The sequence below is a fragment of the Paenibacillus nuruki genome (assembly GCF_001721045.1).
Taxonomy (GTDB): domain Bacteria; phylum Bacillota; class Bacilli; order Paenibacillales; family Paenibacillaceae; genus Saccharibacillus; species Saccharibacillus nuruki.
Genome location: NZ_MDER01000064.1, coordinates 1 through 17,563 on the forward strand (window position 1 = coordinate 1; position 17,563 = coordinate 17,563).

The following is a 17,563-nucleotide window of genomic DNA, read 5'->3' on the forward strand; positions in this document are numbered from 1 at the left end:
ATGTATAAACATTGGTCATTATCCAATTTGAAGTACCATATTTCCAATCTAATCCTTTATTTTCTTCACTCCATATTAAGTTTAAAATTTTGGTTGTCGATTTTTGTAAATCAAAAAGAATTAATTTTATTTCTGAAATAGAATATGAACCTATTGCTTCTGTTCTGAGTCTATTATTATTAAAAAAAGTCTTTGCTATAAAATGACGAAGTTCACGAAGTTTAGTGGTTTCACGAAGGTTTCCTTGCTCAATCTGGACTGGTTTTAATAAATGATAAATATAGTCTACAGGGGGTATAAAATATTGAACCTGAACTTTTATTAAGCGAGATAATTTATTAATATAATCTGTAAACTTAATAATTCCTTTATTTTTTAAATGTATAATTATATCTAAAACACAAAAACATTTTGAGTTTTCATCGATTTTATCGTAACTATTTAGATGACGATCATCTATCCATAATGCTACATTGGTTCTATTTCTCCCTATGGTTATTACATCATTCAATTGAATTGCAATAAGATTTTGAGTATCTAGATTGTTATTAGTTCGAACAATGTATTGAATTTGCTTTCCTTCTATTAAGATTTTAATACGGTTTAATAAATCCTCTAAACTTTGAATGAGTTCTTGTTTTCTAACTTCATGCTGAACAATATTATTTAACTCTTTTTCTAAGTGATCAGTAACTAATAAATAGAAATGATTATTTGCCGCGTCTATCCAATTATTTTCTAATAGAATTTCTAATACAATTTCATCTATAATAATTGGTTTTTTTTCGATGATCAGGTCTACTTTACTAGAAATCGGTAGATCAAAATATCTTGTGTTTATTAAGTCCTCACTATTTATTTCACCTAATTTAATCAAAGCATTTACTATATCGTCACTTGTTACTTGAACCGCTTTTAAAGCTTCTGGAATAAATAATTGACTACCATCATTTAATAATTCCTGTGTAAAATTTTCAATACCGATTAATGCATTATGACTTTTTGCTAGTTGAAAAAGAAACCCATCAAAAGGTTGTAAGGTTTGATCTATCATATTTATAGCTTCTTTATCCAAAGAAACTTTTTCTATTTTTAATCTTGTTATTGCTTTTAATATATTTTTTTTGCTTTGTATTAATTTAGGTTGTTTAATTGTCAGTTCTCTAATTTCATCTTGAATACAATTGATTAAATATGGCGATATTAATACATTCTCAAAAGCGACAGTTATAGCATTAAAAAGATCTAGGGAGAATATAGTTAAACAAGCTGTATAATCTAATACTATTGAATCATACTCATTCAAATTAGAAGCATTATTTTGTTTGCCACCGTAAAGCAAATACAAATTATTTTTAAATATTTTATTAGAATTAACGTTTACATCCCAAGTTTCTAAAAAATTAGAAGCAAAACGTATGTTTGAACTTTCTAATAAAATATGAATAGGTAAGTCCCCATCTTCATACATACTATTATTTTGCTCTTGGTTCTTTCTATGTTCATCAACCATTTCGCTAAATTCTGAAATATTTATTTTTTTAAAATATTTATTAGTTGGAAATTTGGTTTGATAGTCAATTAGTAACTGATTTGTTTCTTGATCCAAATTTGTTTTAAATCCAATACCAATCAAGTTCCGATATAATTCTTCAGTATTGTAGATATCATACCCTTCTTTTGCATATTTAAAAGCATCTGAAGGATTAATTTGAAGCAAAAGCTGGGATAAATAAATATATAAATCTGCTGAAGTAATTCTCTTATCAATACCATCTTTTAAGGCAACAATAGAACGTAATATGTCCCCGCTATTACTATATATAATTGATCGTTTTAACAGTAACTCGACATCCATATATTGAATCCACAATGAATCTGCTAGGTTAATAGCTTTTAACCATTGCCCAGAATAAACCAATATATCTAACTTAAAAAAACTAATCTCTTTTGAGATTTTCTGATCTGCAATGTTCTCCATTTTGTCTAAAAGTTTTAAACAAGTTTGATAGTCTTTAAGATTAAAGTAAGATTCTACTTCAAACAACAAAGCTCTAGGATCTTGGAAAAACGAAAACCAATCTTTAGATATTTCTATTAATCGACTCCAATTTTTCTCATAGCGCAAAATAATGCTTAATTGTTCATAATGGTATCGATCTTTTTGTAATTGAATTAATTTTTCTAATATATCAATTTGGTTTAAATTATCCGCATTTCTTACTTTTATTTGTAATCTAAGTGATTCTTTTTCTTTCTCACTAATATCTTCATCTTCTAAAAACATTAAAGCTTTATCTTGATTTTCAGTGATGTATATTAAATCAATCTTAAATTTTATCCATGTCAGTTTTTCTTGTTTTAGATTATATAACGATTTATAATCTTCTAGTAGTTCATTCGCTAATTCATTTTGACCTTTATTCAAATAATAAATAATAAGAGGATTTACCAAGTCTAAATTTTTATCTCCTTGCTCAATTGCTTCAATAAATGGTTCAACATACTTTTCTTCAAAAGAAATATTATTAAAAACAAGGTAACTAAACGCAAAATAGTTGTTCTTATCTTCGTCCAACAAAGAGAGTGCTTGTTCTTTTTTCTCGTTTAAAGAATTAGAAGATGTACTAATAGTTAGTAATAAGGCAAGTTTAGAATTTATTACTAATTCTTTATTTTTTTGAGCACTAGCTAACTGTATAGCCTCATAAAAAAATAGTTTAGCTTGTTCCATGTCAGTTGCTTGTTTTTCGAAAAGGCTAACAGGTGCATTTAATAAAACAGGGAAAAATGTGCTACGATATTCTTTCAGATCATCTGGAATTCCTTTCCAATAATAAATACATCCAGCAATAAGATAGTGATATGGCATTTCTTTTTCTTGTTTTATCGCTTTTTTAATTGCACGAATAGCTCTATCATACAAGCCTGCCTGTAAAAAGCTTCTAGCTAATGCTTGTTGAATCATAGGAGTAATCTCTATACTCAAGCTATTAACTAAATTCTCAACTTGATCCCCTTGGTTTTTCAACAAGTAGGTATTAATAGCGTTTAAAAGCAGTTCTTCATTGTCTATTGGTTCTAGAATCTCTATAGCTTTTTCATAATTTTGTTCTTTATTGAATATGTTAGATTTATAAATACGATCGTCTACTGAAATGTCTAAGGATTTAGCTTTTTGGTATAAAATACTTGATTTTTCAATTTCATTTACCTCTAACCCCATAGTGAAGCTTTCATGTAATATTTAGCAGCAGTGTGAGTAGACATATGATCGACATCTTCTAAAATTTCATATAGTTTAGTTAAAGCTTGTTTTCTATTTCCAGATCTTTTTTCTATTATCAGTTTTTGTAACTTATCTTCAGTACTCTGTTCTAGAATATTTTGATAGTCTGTAAGTAGATTACTCGGTTGTTTAAGATTCATTACTAAATGTGGATAATTATTAACTTGATATTCAACTATTTTAATTAAAGGATAATCATTCTCTTGTAAAATCTCATTTACTTTTAAAATAGATTCTGCTTCAAGATCTCCATAAGCGACATCATCATGTTTCACTTGAGTAAAAATACCCATTAAAAATAATGTACCGTTTTGATTTTCTTCGAAGAGTCCTGATCCCGAAAATCCTTCTATATAAACTTTAGCTTCTTTATCAAATGTTTGTTGTGGAGGAATCGAAAATTCCACCCGATTTAATCTATATGTTTTAACATTTGTGATATGACCTTTCAATTCTGACATAGGATTATCTGTTTTAATAGATTCTGCTGGAAAACCTTTAACATGAACTTCACTATTGTAGTTAGGCATAGTTGCACTAATTTGTTCAGGAAGATTTACTTTCTCAATAATTATAATAGCTAAATCCACCTCCCGTACGGAGTGCAAAAAGTAATCTCTTACTATGAATTCTTGAAACCCTCCATCAGGATGTAATCGTTGTACTTTAATACTTCCTTTTTGTAATTCTTGATCGTTTTCCTTTTTTCCAGTCAGACAATGCTTAGCTGTTATTACATAGCTACTATCTGGTGAAGACGAATTTATTAATACTCCACTTCCTTCTGATTTAGAACTTTTAACTTTTATGCAAAATAGATTATAAAGTTCGTCAAAACTCATACTAAACCTCCATTTCATCTATCGTGTACAAGCAAGTAAAATTATATTTTTGCATTTCTTCTTGGGTAAAAATCTCATTGTAAATATCATAATTAAATATTAGTTCTACGTTCTCTTGAGTTAATATTATTTTTGATAACATTTCTTTGCTGGGTGCGCCTCGTTTGGACCCATTAGTACTAATTATATACTTAGAGCATTTAATATGTTTTAACAACTCTATATTTGTATTTGCTTTACTTCCATGATGAGAAATCTTTACAAAGTCAACCTTTAAAGGATTATCGATACTATACCCTAATGATTTAATTCCTAAGATTACATCTTTTGGTGTACTATCTGCCAATAGTAAAATCGTTTTTTCATTATATTCTAAGATACATGATATGCTGCTTATATTAAAAGGTGCATCATCCTCTATAAACCCTTCTAAGTCATCAACCACGTTCACTTCGTTAATTTCAATATTAAAGTCATGTAGTTCTGCTGACGTTTTAAGCGATGCTTCTTTTTCAAATGCTATATTTAATGTTTGTAGAGATACAATATTAGGAGTTAATACTGTAATCATTGCTCCTTCAAAATTAATCTTATTATAGGATTTATTAAAATAAACAATTTCTGTATTTGCGATACCTAATTCTTCAAGCTTATTCTCAAAAGTAATAGAATTTGAATAACTCATTTTTTTTGATGCTTCATCGTAAAGATTAATTTCTTCTATTCCTAGATCTTGTATATATTTTGCTAAAATCTTATTAGAGTTGAACCATACCTTTTTAATTAAAGACTTATCCATACTGGAGTCACTAAAAAATTTAAGAATTCCTCTTAAATGATCATCATGAATATGTGTAACAATTAACAAATCAATAAACTCTCCACGATCTATAATATTTTGGATTTCTTTTTTAAGAGTAGCGATGTAGGTTCTAGTGATTCCGCCATCTATTAATATGTTATTTTTTTTATCTTGTTCTCCATACCTAATTAAAATACAGTCTCCATAATGTGCTGGTAGTGATTTAATACTAAACATGAATTACCTCACTAATTTTATTTAATTTATATTAATAATCGTAAAATAAATATAGCATATTTTTACATTACAAGAATAATCTTAATTTTTTTAAGTTTTACAATAAACTAATCAGGTTATGAATCAAAAGAATTAGCTGAAAGTGGACTTGTATACGTATTAAACGTGAGATTCATTGAGAATAAAAATTAATTGTATAGAAATGGACTAGCCACTTTAAGGCTAGTCCATTTTTGTTTGCAACAAAGTTTCAGTTATGTATCTCTCATAAGAACATTTACTTTTGTAGTAAAATAAATTCATAAAAAGACTAGTGGTTTGGTCTTAGCCCTGTCAAGTAGACACTAAAAAAGTACAGTTTCTCAAGCAACTACCTTTTCCCGAAATTCTTTCGGGGAAAGGTCGTTTAGTTTGCTTTGAAACCGTTCCTCATTGTAATAAATCAAATAATCCGCAATGTGGTGCCTTGCTTCTTCAATCGTTTTGGGAGGGTTCAAGTACAACTTCTCAGTCTTCAGATGTGAAAAAAAGACTCGACACACGCATTTTCAAAGCAATTCCCTCGCCTCAAATGGCTGCCCATGAGTCCTTTCACCTGTAGCCGATGAGCATAGCTCTTCGTCGTGTATTGAAAGCCTTGGTTCGAGTACAACAGACTCGGTTGGTGGTCCAACTTTTCAATCGTGTCGGTCACAAGCTTCAAATCATTACGCTCCGATAGCACCCAAGCCTTGATTTCATTGTTGTACAAATCGATTACCACAGATAAATAGGCAAATGTGTTTCACGTTCGCCCATACGTTATCTCGGTCACAAGTTTTTGCCCGGGCACTTCCGAAGCAAAGGCACGGTTCAACATATTCGCAAACAGACAGAGGATTTGCGCCCGGCAAAGGGACGCTTTCGGCGAATGACAGAGCGAATAGAGAGTTCAATGAAGTCAAAATTGCTTTCTATATGTAAAAATCTATTTATGTTGCAATACTATAAGACTATAAAATAGATCTTAGCACCCTTATTTCAAACATAATTAGACAATTAATTTTCTGTTAATTGTAAATAATCCCCTAAAATTCTAGCTATATTGTATAAATTAAGTACTTAAGTATCAATTTTCTATTACCATTTTGCAGTATACAGATTATAACTAAAAAGCCGATTCGAAAAAAAATCGAATCGGCTTTTTATCAAAATATTAAATTTAAAATACAAAAGTAAAATTGAGCCTAAAGATCGGGTTGAATATAAAAAGGCTCCATATTGATCGTGGACAAATATTGGCGGAAGCGAGACAGTTCTTCGACCGCCCTCTCCTTCTGTTGAAACGTACCTACCGTAAAAGCAGATTCGACCGAACCGTCTCCTACGTAAGCGGAAAGAACAGTTCCTTCGTTTGATGTTTCTAGAGTAAGGGCAACAGATTTGACGATCGTTTGCTCATCTTGACTGATGATCCACATGGTTGGTTTCTCCTCTCGAGGTATGTATAAGAGGAGTATAAAACAATTTAGTGAAATATAGAACATAAGGAAACAAATCGTTGCATTATTAGTAAAACTGGAAACAGCTTGTTACTTCACTTAGTTCTTAAATTATTAATTTTTTGCTTTAGATATATTCACATCCAGCCATTCTTTTATTTCAGGAACACTTTTGTTTAACTTATAGACTCTTTTCATATTCTCAAGAGAAGTAAAAATAGATTCTTTTAACATTACTTGAAAAACTCTATATATGAGTAAATTTGTCGCTTTTTTATAGGTACTTTCTTTAATTATTTTTTCTTTCATGAGCATATTTATACTGGAAGTTCTTAATGTCTCTTTATTATAACGTTCAAATTGATCAATACACGTTAAAACAATATCACAAAATAAATCTATGGGTACATTATTACTATAAATAGCTCCATTATTGGGTCTTGCAGTTTCTATTTTCACTAATTTTCCAATTACCTTCCAATTAGTTCTGTCGATTGCAGAAATTTCTTCATAATCAATTTCTTGTTCATCAATCTCTTGCTGATTTAATTCTTCATCTTCACTTGGTTCTTCATTCATAAAAATTTTGGACTTAAATAATAAATTTGTATCATTTAATAAATCAGTCTTTATATTATTAATTAAATTCTTTTGAACATTTAGCTTATTTTTAAGATTTTTTAAATTTTCAAATTCTTCACTATTATCTTCATCCTGTTCAATCATTTCGTGCAGAAGATTTTTAAATGATTGTTGTAAGTCAAGAAATCCGTCAAACAAAAGGTCAAATGCTGCATCTACATTTCCCAAGGTAACTTGTATATCAGTTTTATTTTTCACAATTAATCATTCTCCTTAAAATAATATTAGTTTATTTTGAAATTTTTATTGATTTTCTACTTTCCTTCACCCTCAAAATCATCTCAACCAGTTCCTCACGATCGACCAAGCGGACATTGTTCGACCTCGCCAATGTCCTTGCTTGTGGCGTATACCTACTATTCGTCACAACCCAACCTGCCGAAGCTTTGTAATGTGCAATGGCTCCATAGACTTCCTGTACTGCTTTCAACCCTACATTCTTGCTATACCGCTTCGCCTGAACTACAATCCGCTTGCCATCTTTGTTCAATACCAGATCAGCACCATAATCTCCCTGTGCCTGCGTTACTGTGGCGTTGTATCCTTGAAGGTGAAAAAGTTGACCTAGATAATGCTCAAATTGATCGCCTGTCATTTTGTCTATTTCAGCTATCCCTGATCTTCTTAATTTGTTGATTCTTGCCTGATTGATCGAGTAGGTAATCAGTGCAAATACAATGATGCCTAAGATGATGGCAACAACGCCTACCGCAATACTTTTAGCAAAATAACTAAAGCCTATTCCCCCGAATATAATCAGTCCACCGATTGCATTGGCGGATTCTTGCTGTTGTTTCTTTTTGCTCTTTCTACGTGCCATCTGTAACGCCCCTTTGAGAATATTCTAAAATGTGTTCTATGATTTGAATCGTTGTTGCTTCTTCTGTTCCACTGCATCACTTGCTTCGACAACCTTCTCTTCCAACCACCCTGCGAATCCCTCAACCTTGCTATAACTCAAAAACAACCAGTCCATCGCTCTCGTCATCCCGATATAAAATAACGACACTTCTCGCTCTGGATGTTCTTCTAGCTTGAAGGGCATACTATCAATATTGACGATAAATACTGCTTTGAAGTCCAGCCCTTTGGAGCTGTCGAGTGTGGATAGCTTCACGGCTTCTTGTTGGCGTTCGAATTGTCTTTTGGCGGCTGTATTTTCGGTGAACCAGTTGTAGGGAATCCCATACTTGGATAGTTCTTTTTGCAATACATCTATATAAGAGTACGAATAGCGCTTTTGTACCCGATACAGGACAGCCATTTCGGCGTAAGGTACTTTTTTCTGCTCATGTAGTATCTTCATCTGCTGTGCCACCCATGAGACTTCTTCTGCAAAAGAAGCACAGTGTTTGATCTGTGGCTCTCTTCCTTTGCGCTTGGTACTTTGCGGTGGGATAATCTCTACCCCTTCTATACTTGTGCCTTCTTTGACCTTTTCCCCTAAGCTCGAATGGGTACGATAGAAGTCCCATGCGAAGTTGACGATCTGAGCCGTATTGCGGTAGTTGATACTGAGAATCTTGGAGCGTCCACGGAAGTCCAGTCCGGTGTTCTGGCTCAGGCTGGTTTTGCGTTTGTAGATATTTTGCGCTTTGTCCTCGACCAGTAATAGTGATTGCGTCTCCGGGTTAAGCACCTTACTTAGCAATTCTAGCCATGACGGTTCGAAGTCTTGTCCTTCGTCGATCAGGATCGCATCGTATTGCGGTAAGATGGTTTCGCCTCGATTGATCTTTTCTAAGTAGGGTTCGATCAGCTCGTCTTTGATACGCATGGTGCTCCATAGCCATTCATGGAAAGTGGCGATCTGTAGGTTAGATGGCTTTTCTATAGAAGGTGTAGAAGATGGATTCTCCTGACTGTTGGCAAAATCGAACAAATCTTCTGGCTCTTCAAGCATCCGATGGATCTGGCTACGAATCACGCGGGATAATGGAATCCCATAGCAGAGAACAAGGATTTTCCAATCAGGATGTTCTTTAATTAGTATTTTCGCTCTAGCAGCTAAAATTAAGGTTTTACCACTTCCTGCCACACCACGAATTAAGCGGTTCTTATCCCCTAATTGTCTGGCAAGTGATTCCTGATGCAAGTCCATCGCTTGTATATTATGAAGCGATAGTAATAATTGATCTTGGTAGTACACCGGTTCACGGTACTGTGCACTAATTCGCACTTCCGGGAATAGATGATAACGAATCGCTTGGATATCTTCGTCTGTGAGCATCTGATTCATATGAAAAGGCGTATCGAACATATGGGTAATCCGCTCTAATAAATGATCTGCGGTGCAATTGGCATCTTCAAGGTCTATTTCTTCTCGTGTCAGCATATATCTAGGATCGATCACTCGATGCAGACTGTGCTTCACGATATGCGTCTGCTTAAGACGGGTAAAGACAACTCCATGTCCATAGCGGAACTTGAGATTATTTGCATAGACTCCACTTTGTTGAGTTAGATTCTGATCTTTTTTGAGCTTATTGTTAATGCGAAAAGCATAATCTCTTGCTTGAAGCAGTGGGTTCTTGACCGTTTCCACTGATCCTGTTCCTTTTTGAGTATGTAGCTGCCATTCATGAGTATTGAGTTCGTAGAGAGTATTTTCGGTATAGTCTTTGACTTCGAGTACAAGTAGTCCTAGATCGGGTCCGATAATCACATAATCCGGTCGTCTGCCACCGATCTCTGGTTCGTAGTAGACAATATAATCGTCTGGAAGATGTTCTTTGAGGGTCTGGAAAAGAAGGCGTTCGCCTGCGGTTGCTTTTCTAGGAATAGTTTCTGGAATCGTATACGCCATAGATGTATTCTCCTTAGTGCAGGCAGAAGATATAGATAGAGTCCAGTTCTTCTGGAAATCTGCGATGAATTTACTTCAAATTAAAACCTTTAAATTTTTAGGTCTTAAGTTGGGAGCTTATTTACCTACATCATACTTTGTTTGGACGATATTGGAAATACTTTTTTTCAAAATAATGGTTCAACTCCAAAAAAGAAGGACATCCCCCATATGAGTCTGGAAATGTCCTCTTCATGCAAATCATGATGGCTGAATCCCTAGCAGGTATGCTCATTTTATTAAATATTTCATTTCAATCTTCTATAAATTTTTTACTTTAATTGTAATATTTAATAATCAAATATAAACAAACAGCGAAATTTGTCGATATAGATATTACATTATATGTTTAAACAATCATAGGGAGTGGAATTATGCGTATTAGTATTCAGACTAAATTATTACTTGGATTTCTAAGTGTTATTTTATTATTAGTTTTAGTTAGTATCCTATCTTTATGGAGTATGAAAACGATGGGAGATCAGACCAAAGCGATTGATAACAAATGGATGCCAAGTGTTACTTTGCTAGGCACGATGAATGGAGATGTATCTGATGTAGAACGTTTGGTTCTGAATATGGTGATTGAAACGGATCCTACTGAACTGACTGCAATCAAAACAAGTTACGAGGAATTATTGAAAAAGATCGAAATCGAACGTAAAGAATATCAGGCATTGATTCAATCTGAAGATGAGAAGAAATTGTATGAACAATTTTCTACTAATTATGATAGTTATCTAACAACACTACCTGCACTTGTTCAGGCTGCTATGACTAATAATGCGGAACAATCTCAACAATTGCATCGTGCTTCTTATGATGAATGGTCTACAGCCAATAATACCATCTTTCAATTAATCACTTTAGATAATACGCAAGCCGCTTTGATCACAGCCGAGTCTGTCGATACAGCTGCAACATCAAGCAGAAACATTATTATTTTGAGTATTCTAGCGGTTCTGATTGGTATCGCTATCGCTTACTTGATTGCTCGCTCGATTTCTCGCCCTGTCAAACAAATCCAGCAAGCAGCAGAACGTATCTCTGGTGGTGATCTTACAGGAGAAGCGATTGTTATTCGTAACAAAGATGAAGTGGGCTTACTGTCTGTCGCTTTCAACCAAATGGTAGCTAATCTACGTGGCTTGATTGAATCAGTAGCCGCAACTTCTGAGATCGTTGCCGCTTCATCCGAGCAATTAACAGCCAGCAGTGAGCAAAATAAACAAGCTTCTGAACAGATCGCTGAAACCGTACAAGAAAATGCAAATGGTGCTGCCAAACAAGTCGATATTGCAACGAAGTCTTCACAAGCAATGCAAGAAATGGCAATCGGTGTAGAGCAGATTGCAGTTCGCGCACAGACGGTATCGAGTTCTGCTACCAATGCAGCAAGTAAATCATCTAATGGTAACAAAGCGATTCAACAAGCTGTTACACAGATGGATTCTATTCAGACTTCCCTCCATTCTCTCGGAACTGTAGTCAAAGAGTTGGGTAATCGTTCAGAAGAAATTGGGAATATTACTAAAGTCATCACTGGTATTGCGACACAGACCAATCTTCTTGCTCTGAATGCTTCGATTGAAGCGGCTCGTGCAGGTGAAGCTGGTCGCGGATTCGCAGTCGTCGCAGAAGAAGTTGGCAAACTAGCAGAACAATCTTCTCAATCGGCGAAGCAAATTATTGAACTGGTTACTTTTATTCAAAAAGACACGACAGAAGCGATCCATGCTGTTGAATTGAATAATCGAGAATTTGATAAAGGTCTTGCTTCAGTATCTATCGCTGGTGAAGCATTCGAAGATATCTTACAAGCGGTCAATCAAGTGGCTGGAGATATTGAAGAAGTATCGGCTGGTGCTGAACAACTATCTGCAAGCACAACAGAGATTGTTGAATACTCTAGACAGATCACTCATATTGCTGAAGAAGCTTCTGAAGGTATGCTTAGTGTATCTGCCGCGACTCAAGAACAGTTAGCATCAATGGAAGAAATCACTACCTCTTCTTCTTCGCTAGCACAGACAGCAGAACAACTTCACGCAGAAGTGAGTGAATTCAAAGTATAATCATTTATTGACACTCTTTAATGATAAAACAATACCCCTTATCTTGTATGATCAGAAGATCGTTTATGCAGGATAAGGGGTATTTTAGTTGTCTATATGCCTAATCGTTTTATATTTTGATCTTTTTACTTTTCTTCCCTTTATCATCCAAAGTCGAAAGTTTGCCTTCTGCTCGTTCCATCTCAATAATCTTTTCTGCTAAAATTTTGCTAGAGTTCGCCAATACCGCCATTTTGAGCGAAAGATTGCTGAGCATTTCTTGCTCTGTTGCTGCCGTCTGTCCCAATAGTTCGCTTTCGGCTTTGGCTTGTGCCATCGTATAGACCGAAGCTTGTTCTTGCTCAATCGCAAAGTGATCATAGACCTCGGCAAATGTTTTGGTCTGTAATTGAAACTCGATAATCCCTTGCACTACAGCCAAAGGCAAGACTGGCTTAAGTGTACAGAGCATCATTAGATAAGCAATATGGGTACGGGAATAACGCTTTTTGATAGTAGGCGGAATAATCCCTTGTTTGACATAATTATTAATCATCGAAGGTGAGATCAACTTGCCTGCACTATCTCCTGGGAACTTGTGAAAATGCTTTTCCAGTAAGGCAATCACTTGATCCATATACAACTCTATATCTGGAATCTGCTCCCACCGAGGAAATGTATATGCTACTTTCTCTTTGCCCCATGCTTCTAATTCTTGAGCAAGTTTGTCTTCCATATGTAATCCTCCTTGAGCTGAATAAATATTGTAGGTTGTATAGTACGAAGTTTGTGTTTATATCTCTATATGGTTATAATAACTATATCACAAAGTTATTAGTTTTATATGTTAAAATTTTAATAATCTTAATATAGCCTTTCTACTATATTATATCCCTGTGTACAGAAAGAGTGGTTTGAATGAAATCGATTGCTTGGATAACAGACAGTACAGCTATGATTGATAAAGACTTTGCAGCAGAGAATCATATTTATATTGTACCTCTACGTCTGATTGTGAACAACGAAGCTTACAAAGAAAATGTAGAAATTACCTCAGAACAGTTCTATGAGAAAATGCGTCAACATGAAAGTGTCAGTAGTTCACAACCTCCCATTGGCGAGTTTATGGAACTCTATGAATCACTTAAAGGCAAGTATGACGATATTATTGTGATTCATTGTTCTTCTGAATTAAGTGGTACGTATCACACTTCTCTACAAGCGGCTGAGATTACCGAAACAGAAGTGATCGGTATTGATTCTAGAGTAGGTGCTTTCCCTTTACGTGAAATGGTCATGCAAGGAATCAAATGGCAACAACAAGGTGATACTGCCCTGGAGATCAAAGCCAAAATTGATATGATCATCGAAAATATGGACTTCTATCTCATTCCAGCTAGCCTTTCTCAATTGCATCGTAGTGGACGTGTATCTGGTACTCAACTGGTGATTAGCCAATTGCTACGTATTCATTTATTGCTACGTTTTGTAGAAGGTAAGATTATTGTAGAAGACAAAATTCGTACATTTAAAAAAGCCAAATTCAAATTAATGGATATATTAAAAAGAGATATCAATGTTGTTAAAAGTGTCTGTATTATGCATGCTAACAATATTGAAGAAGCATTCCAGATGGAAAAAGAAATTAGTCTTTTTGCTCCTTTCCTCAAAATCGAGATTGCTCCTTTTATTCCAGTTGTAGGTGTTCATGCAGGTGAAGGTACGATGGCATTAGCATGGATTCGTCAGAAGTAATTGTTTGGTACACCGCTTTAAATTTATCGTACAAAATGAAATATCAATAGCCTAATCGAAAGCAATTTATAGGTAACCACTATAGATTGCTTTTTTTGTTGTGGGCTACTCGCTTACATTGTGAGTAATAGTACATCCCTAAAAATAAAGAATAGATATATTAATATGTAAGCATTTACAAATACAAACCTACGAACTACGCCCTTAGTACTAATATTTCCAAAAAAAACTAAATTATAAAAATATTTTGTCGATATAGATAAAGTTAAGAACGTTACCATTACATATTGGGGGATCATATTATGAAACAATTACGTATAGGCAAAGTTGGCAGAATCAAAATGAGTATACAAACCAAGCTATTAACTGGGTTTTTGAGTGTAATCTTGTTGTTAGTTATTGTTAGCTTACTTGCTCTAACAAGTACCAGAACGATGGGGAATCAAGCAACAGATATCAATACCAAATGGATGCCGAGTGTGACTTTGTTGGGTACACTTAATGGAGATATATCTGATTTAGAGCGTCTACTGATCAATATTATTATCGAAGATAATGCAGATGAAGTAACTAAATTAAATCAAGACTATACTGCATTATTAACCAAAATCCAAACGGAACGTACAGCTTATGAAAAATTGATTCAAAGTGATGATGAGCAGCGATTGTATGAACGCTTCTCTACTCAGTACGAAGCTTATGTCAAAGTTTCTCCTAATGTATTAAATGCAGGTCTGAATGATGAACTGGATAAAGCGATCTTGTTACACCGTAATGCATACGCTTTCTGGTATAATGCGAACTCAACGATTGCTGAATTGGTCGCTTATGATAACAAGCAAGCAACGCAACTTACTAATGAATCTGTAGATATCTCTCGGACAGCAAGCTTTAATATTATTGTCCTGAGTGTAATCGCTGTTATTGTTGCTTTTGTTATTGCTTTCCTTATTGCGCGCTCGATCTCCAAACCTGCCAAATCATTGCAACAAGCGGCTGAACAGATCGCTGCTGGTGATCTGACAGGTGCTGACCTTATCATCAAAAATAAAGATGAGATCGGTTCACTTGCTGTTTCCTTTAATCTAATGAAGCAAAATCTACGTCAGGTGATCGAATCGGTCGCTTCTACGTCCGAGTTGGTAGCGGCTTCGTCTGAACAACTAACAGCAAGTAGTGAACAGAACAAACAAGCAGCTGAACAAATCGCTGAAACAGTACAGGAAAATGCGATCGGAACCGCCAAACAAGTCGATATTGCAACAAAATCTTCTCAAGCGATGCAAGAAATGGCAATTGGAGTTGAACAAATCGCTGTTCGTGCACAGACGGTATCCAGTTCTGCGGTAGATGCAGCAAGTAAGTCTTCCGATGGTAATCAGGCGATTCAGCAAGCGGTTGCCCAAATGGATTCGATCCAACAATCTCTTCATTCTTTGGGATCTGTCGTGAAAGAGTTAGGTAATCGTTCACAAGAAATCGGTAATATTACCAAAGTGATCACTGGGATCTCTTCACAGACCAATCTACTCGCTCTGAATGCTTCGATTGAAGCGGCTCGTGCAGGTGAAGCAGGTCGTGGATTTGCAGTCGTAGCTGATGAAGTCGGTAAGCTTGCTGAACAATCTTCTCAATCGGCGAAGCAAATTATAGAACTGGTTTCGTTTATCCAGAAAGATACATTAAATGCGATTGAAGCTGTTGAATTGAACAATCGTGAATTTGATAAAGGGATGGCTTCGGTTGCAGTTGCAGGTACAGCATTCCAGGATATTTTACAAGCTGTTAATCAAGTTGCAAGTGATATTGAAGAAGTATCTGCCGGTGCTGAAGAAATGTCTGCTAGCACAACAGAGATTGTCGAGTATTCTAGACAGATTTCTCATATTGCTCAAGAGTCTGCTGAAGGTATGCTTAGTGTATCCGCTGCGACACAAGAGCAATTAGCATCGATGGAAGAAATCAATGCTTCTTCGTCTTCTCTAGCCGAGACCGCAGAACAACTGCATAGTGAAATGAACGAATTCAAAATTTAATACAGATCCGTATCGGCAACCTCTATGCTTACTATAAAATAGATATTAAAACCTATAGATCAAACAGCCCTAATTCTCTAAAATGAAAAGGATTGCTTTTCAAAAGAGATTAGGGCTGTTGTCGGTCTGCTTGTAATGCTTCTTAGTAGTAAGATAGAATAAAGAGAGATTTTCCTTCTGACTTCTCGTAGAACCGTAACAAAAGTAGATTTACCACCGATATATACAATAAGTACTTAGAAGAAGTAGACATAAAAAGATACAAATGCATCCTACACTCAGTCTTTATAATAATTAAGCAACTTTGTAAATCATTCTGAATCAGGAGGAATAGTCATTATGAGTACATCCAAACAAGAACATTCTAAATCATCTAGTACTCCATTACATACACAGACACCTTCTGTATCGGAAATGTCTCATACCCCTACTCCAACAGATGAAGAAGCTCTATTCGAAGCCAAACGCATGCGCTCACGTTTCCCCTGGTTGGATGCTCGATTACTGGTTGTGGTCGGTTTTACCTCTGTTGTAATGTTGATCTTACTTATTGTGCCTATGCCTACTGAAAGTACCAACACTACTGCCTCTTCTTGGGGCAAATTAGAACCTTTTCAGCAATATCAATCGGAAGTCATTCAGAACCAAAGCTTAATCTCGGCTATCAAACATAATTATATTCAGTATGTGAATGAAAGCGCTGAGAAAGACGGTTATATTGTCACGGTCAATGCTGTAACAGCCGATGAGAATCAGTTAATCCTTCTGTATACTGCCAAAAGCTTAAATGGGCAAGAAATCTATGGGATGAACAGTGTCAAATTAAGCAGTATCGCTACTGGAAAATCGTTAGGGCATTCACGCAATAATGGAACACATGATGCCGATCGGGAGAATGTATTCCGTGGCACAACCACTATTCGCTTGAAATCTAGAGAACCTTTTCCACAAGAAATTGCAGCCAAATTCCAAATCGCTTCTGTTGATGAAGGTCGACTTAGCGATCCAGTGACCAATACCAGTACAGAAGATATGCATCATTCACCTACCTTACTTATCCACTTCTCATTAGCCAGTCAATTCAAGCGACCTGAGACTGAAATTGTTTATCCGAATCATACGATTACTTTAGGAGATCATACTGTTGCTTTAGCCCGTGTAGAAATGTCTCCACTGGAGATGCGTGTACGCTTCACTTCAGATCAGCCTTTCGAGCCGTACAACACCAGTAGACAATGGGTTGAAGCTACAGGTATCCTTGCTGGCGAAGGCGATCAGGAAGTGCTGTTACGTGCGCTTAATCGCAAAGTCGCTTTCGATGATCCCAACAGTTATGAATATATTTTCTATAGCAATTTATTAGACCAACCAAAAACATTACAGTTACAAGTCGTAACGCGAGATGCCGATCATGTAGGAGATCCAACACTAATCCAGATCAAATAAAGTATCGTTTCACTCTATAATGTCTATTATGAGAATCATGAAATAATACAAATAGACGCAATATAACTATCGGGTTGATATACAGCGATCCGATAGTTATACTGCGTCTACTTTTGGTATCTATTTATGGAATA

At 35.1% G+C, this 17,563-nt stretch carries 12 protein-coding genes and 1 pseudogene; 4 read left to right on the forward strand and 9 right to left on the reverse strand.

The features are described from left to right. From PTI45_RS16560 to PTI45_RS16590, 8 genes and pseudogenes are all read right to left on the reverse strand, one after another. Positions 1–3,226, reverse strand: a 3,226-nt coding sequence (locus tag PTI45_RS16560; protein ID WP_139129271.1) for a tetratricopeptide repeat protein, incomplete at its 3' end; no start/stop codon positions are given. Next, the gene (locus PTI45_RS16565) at positions 3,217–4,131 is read right to left on the reverse strand and encodes a S1 family serine peptidase (RefSeq protein WP_069328719.1); all 915 of its coding nucleotides are present in this window, start codon (positions 4,129–4,131) and stop codon (positions 3,217–3,219) included. The genes PTI45_RS16565 and PTI45_RS16560, both read right to left, overlap by 10 nt. A 1-nt stretch (position 4,132) precedes the next feature. Then, positions 4,133–5,170 carry an MBL fold metallo-hydrolase gene (locus PTI45_RS16570; protein ID WP_069328720.1) on the reverse strand — a complete coding sequence of 346 codons (1,038 nt, stop codon included), beginning with the start codon at positions 5,168–5,170 and terminating at the stop codon, positions 4,133–4,135. A 362-nt stretch (positions 5,171–5,532) separates the two neighbouring features. Continuing rightward, a pseudogene (locus tag PTI45_RS24485) lies at positions 5,533–6,103 on the reverse strand (IS3 family transposase); the annotation flags it as partial. 293 nt (positions 6,104–6,396) lie between these two features. Next, a complete protein-coding gene (locus PTI45_RS16575) occupies positions 6,397–6,630 on the reverse strand; it encodes a hypothetical protein (RefSeq protein ID WP_069328721.1) in 234 nt (77 codons plus the stop codon). Positions 6,631–6,765: 135 nt separating this feature from the next. Next, positions 6,766–7,491, reverse strand: coding sequence for a hypothetical protein (locus PTI45_RS16580; RefSeq protein ID WP_069328722.1), 726 nt, complete (start codon positions 7,489–7,491; stop codon positions 6,766–6,768). Between the two features lie 31 nt (positions 7,492–7,522). Further along, positions 7,523–8,113, reverse strand: a complete 591-nt coding sequence (locus PTI45_RS16585; protein ID WP_069328723.1) for a restriction endonuclease — start codon at positions 8,111–8,113, stop codon at positions 7,523–7,525. A 36-nt stretch (positions 8,114–8,149) separates the two neighbouring features. Continuing rightward, the gene (locus tag PTI45_RS16590; protein WP_069328724.1) at positions 8,150–10,099 is read right to left on the reverse strand and encodes a 3'-5' exonuclease; all 1,950 of its coding nucleotides are present in this window, start codon (positions 10,097–10,099) and stop codon (positions 8,150–8,152) included. 413 nt (positions 10,100–10,512) lie between these two features. On the opposite strand from PTI45_RS16590, the gene PTI45_RS16595 reads away from it, so the two are divergent. Continuing rightward, positions 10,513–12,213: a methyl-accepting chemotaxis protein gene (locus PTI45_RS16595; RefSeq protein ID WP_069328725.1), complete on the forward strand. Its 1,701-nt coding sequence runs from the start codon at positions 10,513–10,515 to the stop codon at positions 12,211–12,213. 109 nt (positions 12,214–12,322) lie between these two features. Here PTI45_RS16595 and PTI45_RS16600 read toward each other — a convergent pair whose 3' ends face one another. Further along, entirely contained in the window at positions 12,323–12,928 is a 606-nt protein-coding gene (locus PTI45_RS16600) for a DUF1836 domain-containing protein (RefSeq protein ID WP_069328726.1), read from the reverse strand. 182 nt (positions 12,929–13,110) lie between these two features. Between PTI45_RS16600 and PTI45_RS16605 the strand changes: the two genes are divergently transcribed. The 3 genes from PTI45_RS16605 to PTI45_RS16615 all read left to right on the forward strand — a co-directional run bounded on the left by PTI45_RS16605 (position 13,111) and on the right by PTI45_RS16615 (position 17,429). Further along, a complete protein-coding gene (locus tag PTI45_RS16605) occupies positions 13,111–13,947 on the forward strand; it encodes a DegV family protein (protein ID WP_069328727.1) in 837 nt (278 codons plus the stop codon). Between the two features lie 302 nt (positions 13,948–14,249). Next, the gene (locus PTI45_RS16610; protein WP_245703497.1) at positions 14,250–15,983 is read left to right on the forward strand and encodes a methyl-accepting chemotaxis protein; all 1,734 of its coding nucleotides are present in this window, start codon (positions 14,250–14,252) and stop codon (positions 15,981–15,983) included. 339 nt (positions 15,984–16,322) lie between these two features. Then, the gene (locus tag PTI45_RS16615; protein ID WP_069328728.1) at positions 16,323–17,429 is read left to right on the forward strand and encodes a DUF4179 domain-containing protein; all 1,107 of its coding nucleotides are present in this window, start codon (positions 16,323–16,325) and stop codon (positions 17,427–17,429) included. The last annotated feature ends 134 nt before the right edge of the window (positions 17,430–17,563 follow it).

Coding starts and splice junctions, on each gene's coding strand:
- PTI45_RS16565 (WP_069328719.1), bottom strand. CDS start 4,131: ATGAGTTTTGACGAACTTTATAATCTATTTTGCATAAAAGTTAAAAGT.
- PTI45_RS16570 (WP_069328720.1), bottom strand. CDS start 5,170: ATGTTTAGTATTAAATCACTACCAGCACATTATGGAGACTGTATTTTA.
- PTI45_RS16575 (WP_069328721.1), bottom strand. CDS start 6,630: ATGTGGATCATCAGTCAAGATGAGCAAACGATCGTCAAATCTGTTGCC.
- PTI45_RS16585 (WP_069328723.1), bottom strand. CDS start 8,113: ATGGCACGTAGAAAGAGCAAAAAGAAACAACAGCAAGAATCCGCCAAT.
- PTI45_RS16590 (WP_069328724.1), bottom strand. CDS start 10,099: ATGGCGTATACGATTCCAGAAACTATTCCTAGAAAAGCAACCGCAGGC.
- PTI45_RS16595 (WP_069328725.1), top strand. CDS start 10,513: ATGCGTATTAGTATTCAGACTAAATTATTACTTGGATTTCTAAGTGTT.
- PTI45_RS16600 (WP_069328726.1), bottom strand. CDS start 12,928: ATGGAAGACAAACTTGCTCAAGAATTAGAAGCATGGGGCAAAGAGAAA.
- PTI45_RS16605 (WP_069328727.1), top strand. CDS start 13,111: ATGAAATCGATTGCTTGGATAACAGACAGTACAGCTATGATTGATAAA.
- PTI45_RS16610 (WP_245703497.1), top strand. CDS start 14,250: ATGAAACAATTACGTATAGGCAAAGTTGGCAGAATCAAAATGAGTATA.
- PTI45_RS16615 (WP_069328728.1), top strand. CDS start 16,323: ATGAGTACATCCAAACAAGAACATTCTAAATCATCTAGTACTCCATTA.